Source organism: Thermoanaerobaculia bacterium (assembly GCA_018057705.1).
In the GTDB taxonomy this organism is placed as follows: domain Bacteria; phylum Acidobacteriota; class Thermoanaerobaculia; order Multivoradales; family JAGPDF01; genus JAGPDF01.
The window spans coordinates 20,637-39,902 of sequence record JAGPDF010000025.1 but is presented as its reverse complement, the minus strand read 5'-3'; the positions used below and the strand labels follow the sequence as shown (position 1 = coordinate 39,902).

Sequence of the window (19,266 nt, the reverse complement as noted above, 5' to 3'; positions counted from 1 at the left end):
TCAGTCCGCGAGCGGCTTCGAGATCACGCAGGCGTTGATGCCGCCGACTCCCATCGAGAGCTTGCCGGCGGCGCCCGGAGGCACGGGACATCCCTCGTTGAAAGCAAAGCGTTCGTGGACGCGGGCAATCTCCGGATTGAGCTCGGTGCGAGCGAGCGGCGTCGGAAAGATCACGCCCCGTTGGTAGCCCAGGTACTGGGCGGTGAGCTCCCAACCGCCGCTCGCGCCCATGCCGTGGCCGAAGGTCCCCTTGCGCGCCGTGACCAGGACGTTCTCGTGCAGGACGCTGCGCATGTTCTCGACTTCGAGGAAGTCCCCGGGCGTCGCGGTGGCGTGCAGGTCCCACGACCCGATCTCTTCGGGCGGCACCCCCGACTCCCTCAGGGCCTGCAGGATCGCCGTCGTCGGCCCCGTCTTCGAGGGCGTGATGATGTGCTCGGCGTCCGACGAGACACCGACCGCGAGCGGCTCCATGCCGATCGGGTGGAAGCCCCGGGCGCGCAGGAAGTCGAGGTCACCGACGATCCAGACCGCCGCGCCACCGCCGGCGTGAGTGCCGCGCAGGCCGGTCATCGGTTTGGAGACCGACCCGTCGGCCGCCCCGACCCGCGCGTTGTGGAACGCCCCGACCATCAGGCGCAGTGGCGGCGGATCGGTGGCACCGATGACCACGGCCTTGGCCTCGCCGCGGCGGATGGCATCCATGGCGAGCTTCAAGGTCACGCCGAAGGTCGCGCAGGCGGCCACGGGAGCGAAGGTCAGCCCGGTGATCCGGCCCATCATCGAGATCTGCGCCGCCGGTGCGTTGTGGATGTTCCACAGCAGGTTCGCCGGTACTTCGCGCCAGGGCGGCGACGGACAGGCCCAGGCCTTCAGCATCCGCTGAATACGCCGCTGCTTCTCCTTGATCAGGCCGAGCTTGCCGGTCTCGACCGTGCCCTGCACGGCGAGCGACTCGATCTCTCGCATCTCGACGAGAAAGGCCCGGAGCTCGTGCGAATGTCCGGCCCAGAAATGCCACCACTGCTCTTCCACTTCTTCGCGATCCTCGTCGGGGAGGGTCGCCGGATCGACCGGCGGAAGGCTGCCTTCCGGGGCACCCTGACCGGCGAGGAAACGGCGCAGCGGCTCGTTGCGCTCCGGCGCTGCCCAGAAGCGGTCCCAACGGCGCTGCGCGCGGTGCAGCTGCAGCGAAACCGACTCGATCGTGCCGAGCGCTCCGAGGCCGGTGCCGACATAAACGTGGGCCTGCGAACCGAGCTCGTGCAGGAGCTGCTCGATCCCGGGGTTCTGCGCGAGCGCCTGAATGAAGGCGCCGACCGCGAACAGGGTCGGCAGGTCCATCTTCTCGGTGAGCTGCGCGAAGCGGCTGGGCGGGAATCGGGCGTCGATCCACGGCTTGTAGTCCGCGAAGTCGAAGTCCGGCTGCCCGACGAGGAAGTTCGAGGGGCCGAAGCCCTCGAACGGCGTGAGCCAGCTCTCCTTCGACTGCAGGTGGTGCTCGAACGCCTCGATGTTCTTCGAGAGCGGCGCGACGACTCCCCAGCCGAAAACTCCGATCCGCGTCACGATTCACTCCTCACGGGCTGCGCTCCGCCGCCGGAGAGCAGGAAGAGCAGGTCCACGACCCGCTGCGAATAACCCCACTCGTTGTCGTACCAGGCGACGACGCGGGCGAAGCCGTCGCCAAGGCTCTGGGTCGACAGGGCGTCGAAGATGGACGAATGCGCGTTGCCGATGATGTCGGTCGAAACCAACGGTCGCGTGCTGTACTCGACGATGCGCACGAGGTCGGAGGCGGCCGCGCGCTCCACGGCAGCGTTGATCTCGGCGACAGTCGGCCGCTTCGCCAGCCGGCAGCTGAAGTCGACCAGCGAGCCGTCGGGCACCGGCACCCGCAGCGCCACGCCGTCGAGCCTGCCCTTGAGCCGCGGCAGCACCTTGCCGACGGCCCGCGCCGCGCCGGTCGAGGTCGGGATGATGTTGGCCGAGGCTGCACGGCTCCGCCGCAGGTCCTTGTGCGGGACGTCGGCGAGCCGCTGGTCGTTGGTGTAGGCATGGACGGTCGTCACGAAACCCTCCTCGATGCCGAAGGCCTCGTCGAGGATGCGGGCAATCGGCGCCAGGCAGTTCGTCGTGCACGAGGCGTTCGAGACGATACGGTCGGTCGGCTCGAGCTGCCCCTCGTTGACTCCCATCACGATCATCCGGTCGATCTCGTCCTTGGGCGGCACGGTCAGGATCACCTTCCTCGCGCCCCCTGCGAGGTGCCGTTCGAGCTTCTCACGGCTCCTGAAGACGCCGGTCGCCTCGATCACGACGTCGACTCCGAGCTCGCCCCAGGGGATCGCCGCCGGATCCTTCTCCGCCGTCATGCGGATCGAGTGCCCGGCCACGACCATCGTTTCGTCGTCGAAAGTCACCTGCTTGCCGAACGGTCCCATTACCGAGTCGTACTCGAGCAGGTAGGCGAGGTGCTCGTTCTCGAAGAGATCGTTGATGCAGACCACCTCGACGTCCGCCCGGTCGCTCAAGATCCGGAAGACGGAGCGCCCGATACGTCCGAAGCCGTTGATCCCGACCCGAATGGTCATCGCTGCTCCCCCGCGGCGAAGGTCGAGAGCCGGCGCAGGAGGTCGATCACGCGATGGCAGTAGCCCCAGCCGTTGTCGTAGAAGGTAAGTGTCTTCGACACTTTGCCGCCGATGACCATGGTCGACAGCGAATCGAAGGTGCCCGAATAGGTCGAGCGCAGAATGTCCGAGGAGACGATCGGCTCGGTCTCGTAGGCGAGGACACCGTAGAGGCCCTGATCGGCCGCGCTCTTCAGGGCGGCGTTGATCGCCTCGACCGTGACCGCGCCGGGGTGCCAGCAGGTGAGGTCGACGATCGAGCCGTTCGCCACCGGCACATTGACCGCCAATCCCGAGATTTTCCCGGCGAGCTCGGGCACCAACTCGGCGATCAGCTCGTCGGCGTTGGTCGGCTGAGGAATGATGTTCTCGGCCGCCGCGCGCCCGCTGCGCATGTCCTCCGCGGGCACGTCGGCGAGGCGCAGGTGGTTCGAGTAGGCGTGCACCGTGGTCAGGAAGACGCGCTCGAGGCCGAACTCCGCGGCCAGGACCTTGAGGACCGGCGCGGCGCAGTTGGCCGTGACCGAGCCCGCCGAGACGATGCGGTGCTCCGCCGCGAGGCTCCGGTCATTGACCCCGATCACGATCGTGGCGTCGGGCGGCTCGACCGGCGGCGAGCAGAGGAGCACGCGCGACGCGCCGTTCGCGAGATGAGCTTCGAGTGCCGCCCGACTCTGCAGACTCTCGCTCGCCTCGATGACGATGTCCACGCCGAGCGCCTTCCAGTCGGGCGCCCCCGCCCCACCGGCGCCCACCGGCGGAGCGAGCAGGGCGACCTCGCGGCCGTCGATCTCGAGTATGCCGTCACGCCGGGAGATCGGCGCCGGGAACCGTCCGAGAAGGGTGTCGAACCGGAGCAGGTATTCGATGCCCTCCGGATCGGCCGGATCGATGATCGCCCGCAACTCGATCCCGGAAGAGCGTCCGAGAATACGCACCAGGTTGCGACCGATTCGACCGCAACCGACGATACCCACCCTGATTGCACCCATGTATCGAAGATCCTCGAGAGCTCGCGGAGGGGCCCGCATCCATGGACTCCGGTTCGAAATCCCACCTGGAATCCGTCCTAGAATCGTGATTATGGCAAAACTGACCCCATTCCGCGCGTTGCGTCCGACTCCACAGGGGGCACCGCTGGTCTCCTCGGTGCCCTACGACGTCGTCAGCACCGCGGAGGCGCGGGCGCTCGCGGCCGGCAATCCCCTCTCCTTCCTGCACGTCACACGTTCCGAAATCGACCTGCCCGAAGAGACCGACGTGCATTCCGACGCGGTATATGCCCTGGCGCGAACGAACCTCGACGCCCTGCGCCGAGCCGCGCCGCTCGAGACCGAGGCTGAGCCTGCGCTCTACGTCTATCAGCTGAAGATGGGAAATCACACGCAGACGGGGGTCGCCGGTACCTGGAGCGTCGACGAGTACGAGAACGGCCGGATCAAGAAGCACGAGAAGACCCGCAGGGACAAAGAGGACGACCGTACGCACCATATGTGCGAGCTGCGCGCCCAGACGGGAAAGGTCTTCCTTACCTACAAAGCTTCAGCAAAGGTAGACGACATCGTGACGCAGGTGGCCGCTTGCGAGCCGTTGTTCGACTTCACCGCCGCCGACGGCGTCGCGCATACCGTCTGGCGCGCCTCGGGCGCCGACCGGGACGCTCTGGTCGCCGCGTTCGCGGGGATTCCCGAGCTCTACATCGCCGACGGCCACCACCGCGCTGCTTCGGCCTGGCGAACCCGCGCCGAGATTGCGGCCGGCCACTCGCCGCATGCCCCGAGCCCCAACGCCGGCAGCGCCGAGAACTTCCTCGCCGTCGCCTTCCCCGACGACCAGGTCCAGGTCCTGCCCTACCACCGCCTGGTGAAAGACCTCCAGGGCAAGACCGCCGAGCACCTGCTCGCTGAGCTCCGAGAACGATTTGCGTTTGTCGACGGCCCCCCGCAGCCGGACCACAAAGGTCACGTCGGCCTCTACCTGGGCGGACGCTGGCAGACGTTCGTGCTGCCCACCTTTACTGGAGCTTCTCCGCTCGAGAACCTCGATTGCAACGTCCTCCAGGAGAATGTGCTGACCCCACTGCTGGGCATCGGCGACCCCAGAACCGACCAGCGGATCGACTTCGTGGGCGGCATCCGCGGCACAAAGGAGCTCGAGAAGCGGGTCGACGCCGGCGAAGCCGCCGGCGCCTTCGCCATGTTCCCGGTCTCCGTCGCCGACCTCATCGCGGTCTCCGACGCCGGCCAAATCATGCCCCCCAAGTCCACCTGGTTCGAGCCCAAGCTCCGCGACGGACTGCTCGTCCACGAAATCTAGCGAGGACTATCGGCGGCACCGCGAGGACTCCAGGTGGGTCTGGACCTCGGAGAGCGATTCTCGCGGCTCGGCTTCGCGCAGCTTCGCGAGAAGGCAATCGTAAATCTCGTCCCAAAGCTGCCCGTGCATACGCAGGTCGAGCCGAACTGCCGTTGGCTTTCCGGCGGTGTCGCGCACAATCTCGACGCCGCGAATCTTCCGGTGGGTCATTCATCCAACCTCGGTCGACATGCTCTCGATTTCACAAGAGTGCGGAGCGCGACGCCGACTCTCATGGAGTCTCCGCGCCTCATGACCTGCGAGTCCATGGCATCCAAAGAGCAAACTCAGGAATAGAGAATCGACAGCTCTCCCGCATCGACGAAGGCGCGGAAGTCCCGGTCACGAGTAATGAGCTGAATCTTGTGGTCGATGCACAGTTGCGCGATGAGGGCATCGCCGAGCCGCGCGCGGCGGCCTTTTTCGATGATCTTCGCGCGCAACCCGCCGGCGCGCACCCAGTAGCCTGGCGTGGGCTCGAGGAGCGGCAGCTCGAGTAGGTCCTGGACCGTTCCTTCATCCAGTCTTGGATTGCTCAACAACTCAGTCAGTACCGGCACCGGCACGCAGACCTGACCTTGTTCGAGGGCACGATCGAGCATCGTAACGTCTTCGCCTGCTTCTCCTGAAAGATAGCTGATCCAGCTGCTCGTGTCCGCCGCGATCACTCCCGCCTACTCCCGATCGTCGCGGAGAGTCGCCAGCGTCTGGGAGAACTGGACCTTGCCGCGCTTCGCCCGCAGGTTCTTGAATGCCTGTCCCGCCGCGACCAGTCTCAGCCCTTCTCGCACCGTCGCCGTCAAACTTTCGCCGCTGGCCGCCCGCGCTTTCGCCAACAACTCTGCCGGTACTTCCACAGTGATCTTCTGCACTTCGCTCATGCCGCAAAGCGTACCATACTCGATACCAGCTTTATGGCTGGCCTCTAGATGAGAGGGCTCAGCCGGCAGCACGGCGCTGCCGCTTTTTTCGCATGTAGTGCAGTTTGGCTCGAATCGTGGCCACCGAGCGCCCTAGGCGCTCGGAAAGAGCCTCGAGCGAGAGTCGGCTCCGCAGGAGCTTCACTTCCCCGGCCGCCCAGCGCCGCTGAGGTCGGGAGGGCGGGCGCTGCGCGGCGAGCCTTCGACCGCGGACGGCAGACAGGCAAACGCCCAGCTCGGCGGCGAGCCGGGCATCCGGGACTTTGCCCAGCCGAGCGATCGCCTCGGGGGTCCACGGAGTGTCGATGAAGTTCGGCGGCGCGGCGATCCCGACTTTCTCGCGCAGATCGTTGATGGTCTCGTTCTTGAGTCCCGTGCGCGCATGCACGACGGTGTTCGGCGACCGCAGTAGGCGCCTGAGCTCGCGCGTAACCACGACCGGGCCCTTCGCGACCCAGGCGGCGATGCCGAGCTCCAGGCGTTTGCGCTGCACGGAAGAGGAATGAACCCCGAGCTCGCGTGCAATGGCATCGTCAGTGTCCTTGCCCAGGCGCACGAGCCGCCGCTTCGTCCAGCGGATCTTGATCGGCCCCGGTTTCGAAGACCGAATTCCCAACATCCGCCGCCGCAGGTATACGGCCGCTCTCGAACGCCCGAGGATCTCGGCAAGTTGTGCGTCGGAGACCTTGCCGAGCATCGCCTCCTCGTCGGCAGTCCAATTCACTGTGTGTGCGTCGTGAGGCGGAGCATTGAAGGATGGAATGCCGAGGATTCGGCGCTTGATCGTCACGACGGGTCGCGACACTCCGAGCTCGGCCGCTACCGCCGCGTCGGAGGCCGTTCCCAAAAGGGCCAGCTCGCGCTCGGTCCAGGCGTGCGATCCGCTTCGAGGAGCGAAGGGCGGAATGCCGCGACGCACACGCTCCGCCTGCACGATGGTGCGCGAAGAGCCGATGCGGAGCGCCACCTCGTCGTCGGAGAGATTGCCCAGGAGCTTCACCTGCGCCGCCGACCACTTCCGCCGGTTCACCGCCCGGCCGCGCCGCACGGCGATGCGCGGCCCCTCCTTCTCGAGTTGCCGTCGACTCCGGATCTCGCCCCGCTTCATCGCTTTCGCTTCCCCCAGGGCCCGGGCTCCGGCGAGAAGCGACTATTGCCCGGGCCTGACTTCGAACTCATGCAGCCCAGAGGAATCAACTGACGATTCCACGCAGAGCCCACTCGCGGACGAAGGCCACCGATCGGTCACGGATCTCGTTCCAGGAGAGCGGCAAGGAGGTCTCCTCGATGAAGGCGCCTGCAGTGAAGATACGACAACTCCGCGGCACCGGCCACACGCTCCGGGCGGCGATATGATTTGCTCTCGGCCATGCCTCGCCCGCAACCAGTTGCACCTCGCCGCACGCAGGAATCGATCGAAAGCGTCTGCGAGGTCTTCCGGTTCGGCGGCGATGGGCCGGCCGACCTCCTGATCGAGCTGCCGCATGGCGCGACGGAGCGGGAGCACTTTGACGCGGTCGCGGCGCGGGTCGCGAGCCCGCTGCCGGCGCGGCTCGAGCAGTTCTTCCACGTCAATACCGATTTCGGGGTGCCGGAGCTCGCCCGCGAGGTCGCGGCTCGGCTGACGGGCTCAGCGCGAAAGGCTTCGGTAAAGGGGGTCGTGGTCGTTCGGGCGCTGGTGCCGCGCACCTTCATCGATCTCAACCGCGAGATCGCCGCATCGGCCGCGAGCGGCATGACCCCCGGTCTCCCGCCTTACATCACCGAAGCACGCGACCAGCAGATGCTGGTTTCCCTCTACCAGCAATACCACGCTGCGGTTGCGAAGCTGTACCGGGAGACCTGCTCTGCCAAGGACGGTGGCGGGCTCGCCGTGGCGCTGCACAGCTACGCCCCGCGGTCGGTCGAGGTCGCGGTCGACGCCGACATCGTCACCGCGCTGCGTGAGGCCTATCAGCCCGAAGCCTACGCCCGCTGGACGCAGCGGCCTGGAGTGGACTTCATCACGCAGGATGCCGCGGGGAACGATCTGGCTCCGACGGGACTGGTTGCGGAACTTCGAGCCGCCTATGGCGGGCTGGGCCTCGCGACCGGCGAGAACGCCACCTATCACCTGCATCCGGCGACGATGGGCTACCGGTATGCCCTCGCCCATCCCGGGCAGGTCCTCTGCGCCGAGTTCCGCCGCGATCTGCTGGGCGCCCCTTGGGGACCCTTCACCCCCTCGCCGGTCGGTTCGCGCAAGGTCGCCCGGCTGGCGCGACCGCTGGCCGAGGCTCTGGCGCGCCGGCTCGCCCCACGTTGATACAATTTGCTCCTACGCAGGTCCCTCCGGAGATTCCTCCCATGACGACTGTCCACCGCATCTTCAACTTCTCCGCCGGTCCGGCGGTGCTGCCCCTGCCGGTGCTCGAAGAGGCACGTGAGCACCTCCTGGCGCTGCCCGGCGTCGGCATGTCGATCCTCGAAATCAGCCACCGCTCGAAGCCGTTCGAAGAGATCTGCTTCGGCGCCGAGGCCAACCTGCGCAAGCTCGCGGGCGTCCCCGACGGCTACCAGGTGCTCTTCCTGCAGGGCGGAGCGACGCTGCAGTTCGCGATGCTGGCGATGAACCTCCTGCCGGCCGGCGGGACCGCCGACTACATCGAGACCGGCGTCTGGTCGGAGAAGGCGATTGCCGACGCGAAGAAGCTCGGCACCGTGCACATCGCCGGCAGCTCGAAGGCAACGAACCACGACCGCATCCCGCTACAGAGCGAGATCCGCTACAGCGCGGCGCCGGCCTACGTCCACATGACTTCGAACAACACGATTTTCGGGACCCAGTGGCACCACCTGCCCGAGGTCCCGGAGGGCGTCCCGCTGGTCAACGACGCCTCGTCCGACATCTTCTGCCGGCCGGTAGAGATCGAGCGCTACGGGATGATCTACGGCGGGGCGCAGAAGAACCTGTCGATCGCCGGCCTCACGCTGGTCGTCGTGCGGGAGGACCTGCTCGGCAAGGCGCCGGCGTCGACGCCGGCCTACTTGAACTACGCCACTCACGCCAAGGAGCGCTCGCTCTACAACACGCCGCCCGCGTTCGGGATCTACATCCTGCACCTGGTGCTGAAGCACCTCCTGGCAGAGGGCGGTCTTCCGGCCGTCGAGGCGAAGAATCGGCGCAAGGCGGCGAAGCTCTACGCGGCGATCGACGGCGCCCATGGCAACGCGGGCTACTACCGCGGCCACGCCCAACCGGAGAGCCGCTCGTGGATGAACGTGACTTTCCGGCTGCCTTCCGAGGAGCTCGAGAAGAAGTTCGTCTCCGAGGCGACCGCTGCCGGCCTCGACGGCCTCAAGGGTCACCGCTCGGTCGGCGGCATCCGGGCCTCGATCTACAACGCCTTCCCCGAGGCCGGCGTCGACGCCCTGGTCGCCTTCATGGCCGAATTCGCGCAAAAGAACGGCTGATCGCGGGCCGGCCTTCGCCGGTCGCGCGAAGCCCGTTTGTCGGGCCGGAGCGCTAGCTCTCCCAGTGGCGCTCGGCCTGGAGGATCGCCCGCCGCTCGGCACGCCGCCAGAGGAGCGACATCACCAGGCCGGCGAGTGTCCACCCGACTACCTGATCGATGAGCTCGCCCAGGATGAAGGCGAAGGGAAAGCCGTACCAGTTCCAGTGCGGGACGCTGATCGAGATCCAGGCAAAGACCCCCGCCACCATCGCAATCCGCACCTGTTTCGCCATCCGCACTTGCGCGCCGGTGCTGCCACCGATCGCCACCAGCAGGTAAGCGAGGAGGACCGCCGCCGCTACGTCGGTCGCGAGCTCGAGCCCGAGGTTCTTCGGCGACATCGGTTCGCTTCCCGTCGGGTGAAAGAGCAGCAGGCCGGTCGGGCCCATCCGGTACTTCGTGGCCCACACCGCGTCTTCGGCTTCGGTCTGCTTGCGCCCGGCCTCCTTGCCGGGGAAGAAGTAGAGCCCATCTTCCGCGAGGTGGCTCTTCATCGACTCGAGGAGCGGCGAGTTCACCGGCATGGAACTCAAACCCATTTCACCGACCGGGAGGAGGGCGTGCGAGACGAAGCCCCACAGGAACACCACCAGTCCACCCGCCAGGCCCGCGCTCAGGATCCTCTTCATCGCAGCTCCCCTCGCTTTCGTTCCATCGTCTCTCTCGTGGACTATTTGCCGGAGGCGAGCTCGCCGGCGCGCACGCTGGCCACTTCGACGGCGCGCGACAGGACGCTGCGGATCCGGCCGTCCTCGAGTGCCAGGATCCCGGCGATCGTGCACCCGGCCGGAGTCGTCACATCGTCCTTCAGCGCCGCCGGGTGGCGGCCCGTGGCGAGCACCATCGAAGCGGCGCCGTAGACCATCTGCGCCGCCATCTCGATCGCCGTCTGCCGGGGCAGGCCGCGCGCCACTCCGCCGTCGGCGAGCGCTTCCAGGATCACGTAGACGAAGGCCGGACCGGAAGCCGAGAGCCCCGTCACGGTATTCATGTGCTTCTCCTCGAGCTCGAGGACCCGGCCGAGCGGCGCGAAGATCCGGCGCGCCGTCGCGATGTGCCCCTCTCCGGCCCGCTTGCCGGGCGAGAGCACGGTCGTGCCGCAGCCGATGCTGCACGGCGTGTTCGGCATCGCCCGGACGACCACCACCTTCGGTCCGAGAATCTCCTCGAGCTGGCCCGTCGTGACCCCGGCGGCGATCGAGATCACCAGCGTCCGCGGCGCCACGGCACCGGCGGCGGCGAGCTCGCGGGCGACCTCGAGCACCTGCATCGGCTTGAGCGCGAACACGATGACGTCTGCCCCGGCCACCGCCCCGACGTTGTCGGCGCCGACTGCGATGCCGAGCTGCGCCCTGAGCCGCGTCGCGCCAGCCCGGGTGCGCGTCGTCCCGGAGAGAAGGCGCTTGGCGTGATGCCCCTGGATCAGTCCGCTGGCGATCGCCTGGCCCATCATGCCCAGGCCGAGGATGGAAATCTTCGTGTTCTTCATCGTCGTCATCCCCGAATCGCAGCTATCTGGGTCACCGCCGGCGTCCGTCCCGCCTCAAGGCCGCTTCACGACGAGGCGGTCATAGGCGAGCATGGCGAGAGTCGAAACGATGCCGATCCCGCCGACCCAGAACCACATCCGGCCGGCATGCGCGAACTCCGGGCCGGGTGTGAAGATGCCGTCCTGCCGCACGCCGACGTAGCGCTCGACCAACGGACCGGCAATCGCTCCGGCGACGAAGGTGCCGATCGCCACCGGCAGGAAAGCGAAGCCCATGTAGGTGCCCACCTGCTCCTTGGGCGCGAGGTCGGCGACGTACTCGTAGTAGCGCGGCGCCTGCAGCCCTTCTCCGATCGCATAGATGGCGATCGCCACGATCGTCGCGGTGAGGGTCGGAATCGCCCCCATCAGGAACCAGGAGGCCGAGGCGATGGCGAAGCCCAGGGTCATCGCCGCCAGCGGCTTCACCCGCTTGGCGAGCGCCGTGATCGGAATGGTGATCAGGATGATCGTCCAGGCGTCGACGGTTTCGATGATCTCGAACTTCTCGAAATGCAGGACGTCGCGCACATAGAACGGCAGGGCGTAGAAGATCTGCCAGAACATGATCCAGAACCCGGAGAAGATCACCAGGAAGCTCATGAACTTCAGGTCCTTGAAGACCATGAACATGTCGGCCAGGACGCCGGCCATCGACTTCGCCGGCGGGGCGTCCGCGGGCCGCGGCGGTTCGCGGAAAAAGAAGAACGTGCCGGCGATGAGGCAGAGGCTGACGATCGACGACATCACCAGGACATAGGCGATGCCGAGATTCTCCCGCACCTGCATGGCGAGCAGCGGACCGATCGCGCCGCCGAGATTCACCAGGGTGTAGTAGATCGAGTAGCCGAGCGACTTGGTCTCCGGCGTCGTCGTGCGCGCCACGGTGCCGACGATCGAGGGCTTGATGAGCGAGCCGCCGATCGCGGTGATGACGAGCGCCACGATCATGTAGGTGGCCCCGCCGAGCGCGTCGACCAGGGGCTTGCCCTGCGGCAGGCCGCCCAGGCCGATCAGGAAGTAGCCGACGCTGAAGATCGAGAAGCAGGCGAGGAGGCTCTTCTTGAAACCGTAGCGGTCGACGATCGTTCCGGCGAGCGGCGGCAGGAAATACAGCAGCGTGTTGAAGAGGCTGCCGACCAGGAATCCTGCCTTTCCCGGTCCCAGGCCGACCTGCTCGGCGATATAGACCGCCAGGATCGCCTTCGAGCCGTAGTACGCGAAGCGCTCGAACAGCTCGATGATGTTGGCGATCCAGAAGGTGCGCGAGAAACCGGTCCTCGCCAGCTCGAAAAAGGCCCCAATTCCACTCATGTCGACTCTCCGGTTCCCGGGATTCGGCCGGATCCTACCAGCCGAGACGCGGCGCGAGCGGAAAGGCGCCAGGGAGACCCCGGCTCGAAACCTGCTGAAATGGGGGGCGATTGCGCGAAAAGCGCGCTGGAAGGGAAAAAATGGTCGGGGCGAGAGGATTTGAACCTCCGGCCTCACGGTCCCGAACCGTGCGCTCTACCAAGCTGAGCTACGCCCCGTTTTGTGGCGCTGCGGCTGTCGTCGCCTCGGGATCGCGACGGATTGCGGAATGACTCCGCGAAGGATCGGGAGAATACCTTCGCGATGCCTGAACGGTCAAGCGCATCCTCCGATACAATTCCGGATGCCTCTCGAAGGAGTCGAATTCATGGCCATCCGGACGCTATCCGAGCTCTTTCTCGTCGCCGCGGGCTACGAGAAGGAAGCTTGCCTGATGCACAAGGTGGGCGGGAGCTACGTCGCCGTTTCGACCGCCGAGCTCACACGACAGGTACGGCAGATCGCCCGGGCGCTGGTCGAGTGCGGCGTCCGCCCCGGCGACCGGGTCGCGCTCATGGCCGAAAACGGACCTCACTGGCCGGCGGTCGACTTCGCGACGCTGTGCATCGGCGCGGCGCTGGTGCCGATCTACCCCACTCTGCTCCCCGAGGGGGCTGCCTATGTCGCGCGCGACAGCGGCTCCCGGATCCTCTTCGTGCAGGGGCAGGAGCGCCTGGAGGGCCTCCTCGCCGTGCGCGGCGAGATGCCGACGGTCGAGCGCATCGTGGCCATTGGAGCCAGTGGAGCGAGCGGCGATGCGGCTGCGGGCGACGCCGGCGGAGTCGAGTCCCTCGAAGAATTCATGGCGCGCGGCGCTGGAGCCGACATGGCCTGGCTCCAGGAGATGGCCGCGCACGCCAAGCCAGAGGATTTGGCGACGCTCATCTACACCAGCGGCACGACCGGCGACCCGAAAGGGGTCATGCTGACGCACGACAACCTGGTCTCGAACGCGCTCACCGGCTGCGAAGTTCTCGGCCTCGAGGGGAGCTTCACTGCCCTCTCCTTCCTGCCGCTCTCGCACTCCTTCGAGCGCCTGGTGGACTATTGCTACTTCCTCAAGGGCATCACCATCGCCTACGCCGAGTCGGTGCAGACCGTGGCGGCGAACCTCGTCGAGGTGCGTCCACACGTCTTCGTCGCCGTGCCGCGGGTCTACGAGAAGGTCATGGCACGCGTTCTCGAGAACGCCACCGCCGCCGGCGGTCTCAAGGCAAAGATCTTCCGCTGGGCGATCGGCGTCGGGCGCGAGGCGCTGCCGAAGCGCCTGGCTTTCGAGCCCGTGGGCCTCAAGGTCCGGATCGCCGACAAGCTCGTCTTTTCGAAGATCCGCGAGCGTCTGGGCGGCCGGTTCGCCTTCGCGATGTCCGGCGGCGCCCCGCTCGGCCGGGACGTCGCCGAGTTCTTCTGGGGCGCCGGTATCCCGATCTACGAAGGCTACGGCCTGACCGAGACCTCGCCGGTCATTTCGGTGAATACCCGCCGCGCCACCCGCCTCGGAACGGTCGGCCGGCCGATGCCGCGCATCGAAGTGAAGATCGCCGAGGACGGCGAGATCCTCTCCCGGGGCCCGAACACCATGCGGGGCTACTACGGCAAGCCGCAGGCGACTGCCGAAGTGATCGACGACGACGGCTGGTTCCACACCGGCGACATCGGGCATGTCGACGACGGCGGCTTCCTCGTCATCACCGACCGCAAGAAAGAGCTCATCGTCAACGCTTACGGCAAGAACATCGCGCCGGCGCCGATCGAGAACGCCCTCAAGGCGAGCCGGTGGATCTCTCAGGCCGTGGTGATCGGCGACCGCCGGCAGTATCTCGCGGCGCTGGTCGTGCCCGACTTCGACGTCCTCAAGGCCTGGAGTGCCTCCGAGAAGGTCGGCGGCACGGTCGAAAAGCAGCTCCAGGACCCGCGGCTGCGCGCCCTTTTCCAGCGCGAAGTCGATGCGGTGAACGAGCACCTCGCGCGCTACGAGCAGATCCGGGTCTGGGAACTGGTGCCGGCCGAGTTCACCCTCGAAGGCGGCGAGCTCACTCCCACACTGAAGGTCAAGCGGCGGGTGATCAACATCAAGTACAAAGCGATCCTCGACCGCCTCTATGCCGCCGGTGACGCCGGGGGTGGCAACTAAGTGTCGCAGGCCTTCCACCTCGAGGTCGGCGAGGACCACCTCGCCACGCTGACCTTCGACCTGCCGGACAGGAAGGCCAACATCTTCACCCGCGAGGCCCTGGCGGAGTTCGATACCTTGCTGGTCGAGCTCTCCGGCCGGGATGACATCGGGTGCCTCGTCCTGCTTTCGGCGAAACCGGGGATGTTCATCGCCGGAGCCGATGTCGCGGAGATCGCCGGGGTCGCCGACCCGGATCATGCCGAATCCGGGTCGCGGTACGGCCACCGGCTCTTCTCGGCATGGGAGCAACTCCCCTTCCCCACGGTTTCGGCGGTCTCCGGGACCTGCCTGGGGGGCGGGACGGAGCTCTCCCTGGCCTCGTCCTTCATCATCGTCTCCGACCGAGCGGACCTGCGGATCGGCCTCCCCGAGGTCAAGCTCGGCATCGTCCCCGGCTGGGGCGGCTGCGTTCGCCTGCCGCGCCGGGTCGGCCTGGTCGCGGCACTCGACATCATCCTGGCCGGGAAAGCAGTCTCCGGGAAGCAGGCGCTGCGGATGGGCCTCGCCGATGCTCTCTTCCCCGAAGCCGGGTTCCTCCACCATGTGCGCGACTTCGCAAGGTCCAAAGTCGGCCGCCGGCGCCCTCGCCGGCGCCTCCCGGGAGGCCTGAAACGCCTCCTGCTCGAAGGACCGGCCGGGCGCTGGTTCATCTTCGACCAGGCGAGAAAGAAGACCCTCTCCGCCAGCCAGGGGCGCTATCCGGCCCCTCTCGCGGCGCTCGACGTGGTGCGGACCGGGATCGAGAAGGGCCCGTTCGCCGGCTATGATGCCGAAGCGCGAGCGGTCCGCGAGCTCGCGGTCTCGCCCACTGCGAAGAACCTGATTCACCTCTTCGGCCTCATGGAGGCGGCAAAGAAAGACGGCCCCGCCGACGCCGCACCGCCGCCAGCGGTCCGCCGGCCGGCGGTCCTCGGCGCCGGCGTCATGGGCGGCGGCATCGCCCAGCTCATGGCCGACAAGGCGGGACTCCCGGTGCGGATCAAGGACATCCAGCCCGGGGCGATCGCAACCGCCCTGCAGCATGCCGCGGCGCTCTTCGAGAAGCTGGTCCGCCGACGTCGGCTCGAGCCCGCCGGGATGCGCCGCAAGATGGGGCTCCTGCAGCCGACGCTGGAAGAGGCCGGCCTCGACAGCTGTGATTTCGTGGTCGAGGCCGTGGTCGAAGACCTGGCAGTGAAACAGAAGCTCTTCGCCGATCTCTCGCGCCGGCTCGCGCCGGGCGCGATCCTCGCGACCAACACCTCGTCGCTCTCGATCGACGACATCGGTCAGTCGGCGAGCCGGCGCGAGCGCATCGTCGGCATGCACTTCTTCAACCCGGTGGACAAGATGCCGCTGGTCGAGGTGATTGCCGGAAGCCTGACGGGCGAGAGCGCAGTGCGCACCGCGAGCGCATTCGCCCGGCGCCTGGGCAAGACGCCGGTCATCGTGCGCGACGGGCCGGGGTTTCTCGTCAACCGGCTGCTCGCCTTCTACTCCGCGGAAGCGATGTGGCTGCTCGACGAAGGCCACCGGGTCGAGGCGATCGACCGCGCCATGGTCGACTGGGGCATGCCGATGGGGCCTTTGCGGCTCGCCGACGAGGTCGGGCTCGACGTCTCGGCCAAGGTCGGCAAGATCCTCCACGACGCCTTTCCCGACCGCCTGCTCTTCCCTTCCTGGATCGACCGCATCGGCGTGGACAAGAGCCGCCTCGGCGCGAAGTCCGGCAAGGGCATCTTTCGCTACAAGGACGGGCGCGAGCAGGAGGCCGATCCGGCGATCTACGCCATCCTGAATCTCACGCCCGCAGCCGGGCCAGCGCCGCCTCAAGCCGAGCGCCCGATCCTCGCGATGGTGAACGAAGCGGCGCGCTGTCTCGCGGAGAGCGTCGTCGAGGGACCCGGAGCGCTCGATCTGGCGCTCGTTTTCGGCATCGGTTTTCCGCCCTTCCGCGGCGGCCTCTGCCGGTGGGCTGACGAGCAGGGGCTCGACAACATCGTCCAGCAACTGGAGTCTCTCGCCGCTGCGCGCGGCCCGCGCCTCGCGCCGAGCGACGCCCTGCGAAAATTCGCCGCTCGCGGTGGCTTCTATTCGAGTCCGTCTTCCTAGCATTTGTCCGCTGCGAGCTCGCCGCAACCGTGGCGCCCGCAACGCCGTATTTCAGTAAAGGAATAATACCCATGCCTCGAGAGACCCAGCGAACGGCACGCACCGGCACCCCCCTTTACTGGAGCTTTTTTGTCGCCACCCTCCTCGCATTCGCGCACCCGCCGGCATTGCGGGGGCAAGCGCCGGCGGTAGAGCCCACCTGGCAGCAGGAAGCCCCACTCCTGGTCGCTCCCTTTGGCGCCGAGATACTCGTGAGCGAGGTCCTGCTCGACGTTCTGGTGACGGACAAGAAGGGCAATCCGATCCTCGGGCTGGGGCCAGCCGACTTCCAGATCACCGAAGACGACAGGAAGGTCCAGGTCACCTCTGCAGCGTTCTACAGCAACCGGCGATACGCGGGCTCCGAAGCCGCGCCGGCCGCCGCGAACGCGCCGGCCGACAACACCGGGCCCGCCCCGCACTACTTCATCTTCCTGTTCGACGATCAGCGCCGCAACAGCGCCGACGTCCCCGGACTGCTGCAGCGGCAGGTCCGCGCCGGCAGGGACGCCATCGAGTGGCTGCGCGAAGGCCTCGCCCCGACCGACTGGGTGGCGGTGGCGGGCTACGACAACCGCCTCAAGCTCTTTCAGGATTTTTCGCGGGACCGCGAGGCGCTGGAGCGCGCGATTCAGAGCGCGACCACGGGCCGGAGCGGCCGGGAGAACTTTCCGTCGCGCCAGTCCCCTTCGACGCCCGGAGCCCCGGCTCTCGCGCCCGGGCTGCCGGTCGGCGACGCGCTCGGCCAGGAGACTCCCACCATCTACGAGGCGCTTACCGTGATCGGCGAGGCGTCGGCGTCGCTCGTCGGGCGCAAGAACCTCCTGATGTTCACGACCGGCTTCGGCCGGATGAACCGCTTTCGCCAGTACGAACCGGATCCGCGCTATTTCGAGCCGATGTCGGAGTCGCTGAACGACGCCAACGTCGCGATCTATACCTTCGACCTGACCGACACCGGCGCGAATCATCCGTTCGCCAATGCCATGAGCCACATCTCGGACGACACCGGCGGCCGCTACTTTCCCAACGTCCTGCACTTCAAGACGCCGATCGCCGACGTTGCCAGGGAGACCAGCGGCTACTATCTGGTGAGCTACAGGGCAGAGCACCTGACGGGCCTGCGCGGCTTTCAGCGAGTCGAGGTCACCCTGGCCAACCCCGAGCTCGAGGTCACGGCGCGCAAGGGCTATCGCTTCGGAGAATGAAGGACGGCGGCTGGCTCAGTCGACGCCGGCGGCGGTCTCTTCGTCGTTGAACGCGTCGCGGTCGGCCTCGATGCGCAGGAGGACGACGGAGATGTTGTCGAAGCCGCCGCGGGCGTTCGCGTCGCGCACCAGACGGCTGCAGATCTCCTCCATGCGCGCGCCCGGACGCAGACGCTCCAGAATCTCCGGATCGGAGAGCATCGTCGTCAGGCCATCGGAGCAGAGCAGGAAGAGGTCTCCGACCTGGACTGGCCACTCGCGCACGTCGACCTCGACCTCGCTGTCGCCGCCCAGGGCGCGGGTGACGACGTTCTTGAGCGGATGGACTCGGGCCTGCTCTTCGGTCAGGAAACCGGCGACCACCTGCTCGTTCACCCAGGTGTGATCCTGCGTCAGGAGCTCGAACTTGCCGTTTCGCAGTCTGTAGGCGCGGCTGTCGCCGACGTGAGCCACGGCCATGGTGTCGCTTTCGAGAACCATGCCGACGACGGTCGTGCCCATGCCGTGCAGCGAGCCGTCCTGCCGGATCGCCTTCAGCACGCGGTCGTGTGCGACCCGGATCGCCTTGCGGATCCGGTCGCCCTGTCGGCCGACCCCCTCGGGCCCGGCGCCCGGTGCCTCCTCGGAGCCGTCGCCGTCAGTGGCAATGCACTCACGAATCGCCTGCACCGCGATCCGCGAGGCGATTTCTCCGTGGCTGTGCCCACCCATGCCGTCGGCAACGACGAAGAGCTGGTGCACAGGATCGATCTCGAAGCAGTCTTCGTTGTGGCTGCGTAGAACTCCCACATCGGAGAGTCCGCAGGCCCTAGCGCGCAGCATCAGGTGCCCTTTCCGAAAAGACCGCCCCAGCCCTTCTTCTCGCTCTTGCGCAACTCTTCGAGAGCCTTGGATATGACCGGATCCTCGCCCCCCCAGATTCGCGCCTCATTGTAATAGTGCTCGGCCCGATCCACCAATCCCGCCTCCGCGTGCAGCTTCCCGGCGAGTTTGAGATAGGCGGGATTGATCGCCTGCAGCTCGCAGGCGCGGGCGATCGCCTCGACCGCGCGCGCCAGATGGCGCCGTTGATGTCCCAGCGCCTGGGCCAGGTGATGCCAGGCCTGGTGATTCTTCGGCTCGGCCTGGATCGCGCTCTCGAACGCCTCGGCGGCCTGGACGAAGTTGCCGTCGCGATAGAACTGCACGCCCGCCTCCATGTGGAACCGGCCGAGACGCGACGCGTCGCTGGCCGCCGACTGCGATTCGGGCCGGGCCAGCTCGAGATCGTGCTGACGGCGCCGCTCCGGATCGAAAAGGACATTGAACGCCTCGGTAATGTCCTGGAAGTCGAGCTCGGCTTTCTGTCGTTCGGCACCCTGGAAGCGGTCCGGATGGCGAACACGCGCCATCTGCCGGAAGCGATCGCGGATCTGCTCCCTGGTGGCGCTCCTGGCCGCGCCGAGAATGACGTAGTAGTCCTTTGCCAT

Annotated in this window: 17 protein-coding genes and 1 tRNA gene; 6 read left to right on the top strand and 12 right to left on the bottom strand. The window is 67.2% G+C overall.

Annotation, left to right across the window (positions count from 1 at the left end; translation table 11 throughout):
- Genes KBI44_10160 through KBI44_10150 form a run of 3 tightly spaced genes read right to left on the bottom strand, consistent with a single transcriptional unit; the run spans window position 1 to window position 3,625 of the window.
- On the bottom strand, window positions 1-1,569 hold the full coding sequence (locus KBI44_10160; GenBank protein ID MBP9144836.1) for a beta-ketoacyl synthase: 1,569 nt from the start codon (window positions 1,567-1,569) through the stop codon (window positions 1-3).
- Window positions 1,566-2,594 carry a type I glyceraldehyde-3-phosphate dehydrogenase gene (gap, locus tag KBI44_10155; protein MBP9144835.1) on the bottom strand — a complete coding sequence of 343 codons (1,029 nt, stop codon included), beginning with the start codon at window positions 2,592-2,594 and terminating at the stop codon, window positions 1,566-1,568. The genes KBI44_10160 and gap overlap by 4 nt, the downstream gene beginning before the upstream one ends.
- Complete coding sequence (locus KBI44_10150; GenBank protein MBP9144834.1) at window positions 2,591-3,625, bottom strand: type I glyceraldehyde-3-phosphate dehydrogenase; 1,035 nt, start codon at window positions 3,623-3,625, stop codon at window positions 2,591-2,593. Before KBI44_10150 ends, gap begins: the two co-directional genes overlap by 4 nt.
- Before the next feature lie 91 nt (window positions 3,626-3,716).
- Between KBI44_10150 and KBI44_10145 the strand changes: the two genes are divergently transcribed.
- Complete coding sequence (locus tag KBI44_10145) at window positions 3,717-4,949, top strand: DUF1015 domain-containing protein (GenBank protein ID MBP9144833.1); 1,233 nt, start codon at window positions 3,717-3,719, stop codon at window positions 4,947-4,949.
- Between the two features lie 326 nt (window positions 4,950-5,275).
- On the opposite strand, the gene KBI44_10140 is transcribed toward KBI44_10145, so the two are convergent.
- The 3 genes from KBI44_10140 to KBI44_10130 are packed head-to-tail and all read right to left on the bottom strand — an operon-like array spanning window position 5,276 to window position 7,016.
- Window positions 5,276-5,656, bottom strand: coding sequence for a PIN domain-containing protein (locus KBI44_10140; protein ID MBP9144832.1), 381 nt, complete (start codon window positions 5,654-5,656; stop codon window positions 5,276-5,278).
- A 6-nt stretch (window positions 5,657-5,662) separates the two neighbouring features.
- Complete coding sequence (locus tag KBI44_10135; protein MBP9144831.1) at window positions 5,663-5,869, bottom strand: hypothetical protein; 207 nt, start codon at window positions 5,867-5,869, stop codon at window positions 5,663-5,665.
- A 58-nt stretch (window positions 5,870-5,927) separates the two neighbouring features.
- Window positions 5,928-7,016, bottom strand: a complete 1,089-nt coding sequence (locus tag KBI44_10130) for a hypothetical protein (GenBank protein MBP9144830.1) — start codon at window positions 7,014-7,016, stop codon at window positions 5,928-5,930.
- A 261-nt stretch (window positions 7,017-7,277) separates the two neighbouring features.
- Between KBI44_10130 and KBI44_10125 the strand changes: the two genes are divergently transcribed.
- Together KBI44_10125 and serC are read left to right on the top strand one after the other, a co-directional pair.
- Complete coding sequence (locus tag KBI44_10125; GenBank protein ID MBP9144829.1) at window positions 7,278-8,213, top strand: N-formylglutamate amidohydrolase; 936 nt, start codon at window positions 7,278-7,280, stop codon at window positions 8,211-8,213.
- 41 nt (window positions 8,214-8,254) lie between these two features.
- The gene (gene serC / locus KBI44_10120; protein ID MBP9144828.1) at window positions 8,255-9,361 is read left to right on the top strand and encodes a 3-phosphoserine/phosphohydroxythreonine transaminase; all 1,107 of its coding nucleotides are present in this window, start codon (window positions 8,255-8,257) and stop codon (window positions 9,359-9,361) included.
- A 52-nt stretch (window positions 9,362-9,413) separates the two neighbouring features.
- Here the strand turns inward: serC and KBI44_10115 are convergent, their stop codons facing one another.
- The 4 genes from KBI44_10115 to KBI44_10100 all read right to left on the bottom strand — a co-directional run bounded on the left by KBI44_10115 (window position 9,414) and on the right by KBI44_10100 (window position 12,462).
- Window positions 9,414-10,031, bottom strand: coding sequence for a hypothetical protein (locus tag KBI44_10115; GenBank protein ID MBP9144827.1), 618 nt, complete (start codon window positions 10,029-10,031; stop codon window positions 9,414-9,416).
- Window positions 10,032-10,072: 41 nt separating this feature from the next.
- The gene (proC, locus tag KBI44_10110) at window positions 10,073-10,891 is read right to left on the bottom strand and encodes a pyrroline-5-carboxylate reductase (GenBank protein MBP9144826.1); all 819 of its coding nucleotides are present in this window, start codon (window positions 10,889-10,891) and stop codon (window positions 10,073-10,075) included.
- A gap of 54 nt (window positions 10,892-10,945) precedes the next feature.
- A complete protein-coding gene (locus KBI44_10105) occupies window positions 10,946-12,244 on the bottom strand; it encodes an MFS transporter (GenBank protein ID MBP9144825.1) in 1,299 nt (432 codons plus the stop codon).
- Between the two features lie 141 nt (window positions 12,245-12,385).
- Window positions 12,386-12,462, bottom strand: a tRNA-Pro gene (locus tag KBI44_10100).
- 149 nt (window positions 12,463-12,611) lie between these two features.
- Between KBI44_10100 and KBI44_10095 the strand changes: the two genes are divergently transcribed.
- The 3 genes from KBI44_10095 (at window position 12,612) to KBI44_10085 (ending at window position 17,797) form a co-directional block, all read left to right on the top strand.
- On the top strand, window positions 12,612-14,417 hold the full coding sequence (locus tag KBI44_10095; GenBank protein ID MBP9144824.1) for a long-chain fatty acid--CoA ligase: 1,806 nt from the start codon (window positions 12,612-12,614) through the stop codon (window positions 14,415-14,417).
- Window positions 14,418-16,550, top strand: a complete 2,133-nt coding sequence (locus KBI44_10090; GenBank protein ID MBP9144823.1) for an enoyl-CoA hydratase/isomerase family protein — start codon at window positions 14,418-14,420, stop codon at window positions 16,548-16,550. It abuts the gene before it with no gap.
- A gap of 251 nt (window positions 16,551-16,801) precedes the next feature.
- A complete protein-coding gene (locus tag KBI44_10085) occupies window positions 16,802-17,797 on the top strand; it encodes a VWA domain-containing protein (GenBank protein ID MBP9144822.1) in 996 nt (331 codons plus the stop codon).
- A gap of 15 nt (window positions 17,798-17,812) precedes the next feature.
- On the opposite strand, the gene KBI44_10080 is transcribed toward KBI44_10085, so the two are convergent.
- Window positions 17,813-18,619 (bottom strand): Stp1/IreP family PP2C-type Ser/Thr phosphatase, encoded by an 807-nt coding sequence (locus tag KBI44_10080; GenBank protein ID MBP9144821.1) that lies wholly within the window; start codon window positions 18,617-18,619, stop codon window positions 17,813-17,815.
- On the bottom strand, window positions 18,619-19,266 hold the full coding sequence (locus KBI44_10075) for a DnaJ domain-containing protein (protein MBP9144820.1): 648 nt from the start codon (window positions 19,264-19,266) through the stop codon (window positions 18,619-18,621). Before KBI44_10075 ends, KBI44_10080 begins: the two co-directional genes overlap by 1 nt.

What these genes read in the sequence shown, in the direction of transcription:
- KBI44_10125 (MBP9144829.1), top strand. Translation starts at nt 7,278, where the DNA reads ATGCCTCGCCCGCAACCAGTTGCACCTCGCCGCACGCAGGAATCGATC.
- KBI44_10135 (MBP9144831.1), bottom strand. Translation starts at nt 5,869, where the DNA reads ATGAGCGAAGTGCAGAAGATCACTGTGGAAGTACCGGCAGAGTTGTTG.
- KBI44_10095 (MBP9144824.1), top strand. Translation starts at nt 12,612, where the DNA reads ATGGCCATCCGGACGCTATCCGAGCTCTTTCTCGTCGCCGCGGGCTAC.
- KBI44_10080 (MBP9144821.1), bottom strand. Translation starts at nt 18,619, where the DNA reads ATGCTGCGCGCTAGGGCCTGCGGACTCTCCGATGTGGGAGTTCTACGC.
- gap (MBP9144835.1), bottom strand. Translation starts at nt 2,594, where the DNA reads ATGACCATTCGGGTCGGGATCAACGGCTTCGGACGTATCGGGCGCTCC.
- KBI44_10145 (MBP9144833.1), top strand. Translation starts at nt 3,717, where the DNA reads ATGGCAAAACTGACCCCATTCCGCGCGTTGCGTCCGACTCCACAGGGG.
- proC (MBP9144826.1), bottom strand. Translation starts at nt 10,891, where the DNA reads ATGAAGAACACGAAGATTTCCATCCTCGGCCTGGGCATGATGGGCCAG.
- serC (MBP9144828.1), top strand. Translation starts at nt 8,255, where the DNA reads ATGACGACTGTCCACCGCATCTTCAACTTCTCCGCCGGTCCGGCGGTG.
- KBI44_10075 (MBP9144820.1), bottom strand. Translation starts at nt 19,266, where the DNA reads ATGGCAAAGGACTACTACGTCATTCTCGGCGCGGCCAGGAGCGCCACC.
- KBI44_10115 (MBP9144827.1), bottom strand. Translation starts at nt 10,031, where the DNA reads ATGAAGAGGATCCTGAGCGCGGGCCTGGCGGGTGGACTGGTGGTGTTC.
- KBI44_10130 (MBP9144830.1), bottom strand. Translation starts at nt 7,016, where the DNA reads ATGAAGCGGGGCGAGATCCGGAGTCGACGGCAACTCGAGAAGGAGGGG.
- KBI44_10105 (MBP9144825.1), bottom strand. Translation starts at nt 12,244, where the DNA reads ATGAGTGGAATTGGGGCCTTTTTCGAGCTGGCGAGGACCGGTTTCTCG.
- KBI44_10150 (MBP9144834.1), bottom strand. Translation starts at nt 3,625, where the DNA reads ATGGGTGCAATCAGGGTGGGTATCGTCGGTTGCGGTCGAATCGGTCGC.